The organism is Lactobacillus sp. 23-2, assembly GCF_044902225.1.
Taxonomy (GTDB): Bacteria; Bacillota; Bacilli; order Lactobacillales; family Lactobacillaceae; genus Lactobacillus; species Lactobacillus absianus.
The window spans coordinates 1-329 of the sequence record NZ_JAOQBX010000090.1 but is presented as its reverse complement, the minus strand read 5'-3'; the positions used below and the strand labels follow the sequence as shown (position 1 = coordinate 329).

Sequence of the window (329 nt, the reverse complement as noted above, 5' to 3'; positions counted from 1 at the left end):
TTAAGACACCGCCCTTTCACGGCGGTAACATGAGTTCAAATCTCGTACGGGTCATTGCCGGAAGGCAGACAATTGAATATGTCATTATCCAGATAATCTGGAGGATTACCCAAGTGGCTTAAGGGGACGGTTTTGAAAACCGTTAGAGGGGGCAACTCCTGCGTGGGTTCAAATCCCACATCCTCCTTTTTCATTATCGCGGGATGGAGCAGTCTGGTAGCTCGTCGGGCTCATAACCCGAAGGTCGTTGGTTCAAATCCAGCTCCCGCAATTTTGGTCCATTGGAGCAGTGGTTTATCTCGCCTCCCTGTCACGGAGGAGATCGCGGG

The 329-nt window shown here is 51.4% G+C and carries 2 tRNA genes; both read left to right on the top strand.

The features are described from left to right. Positions 1-99: 99 nt before the first annotated feature. Positions 100-187: transfer RNA gene (locus OCH80_RS10280), tRNA-Ser, on the top strand. Between the two features lie 10 nt (positions 188-197). Beyond that, positions 198-271 (top strand) — tRNA-Met (locus tag OCH80_RS10275). Positions 272-329: the final 58 nt, after the last annotated feature.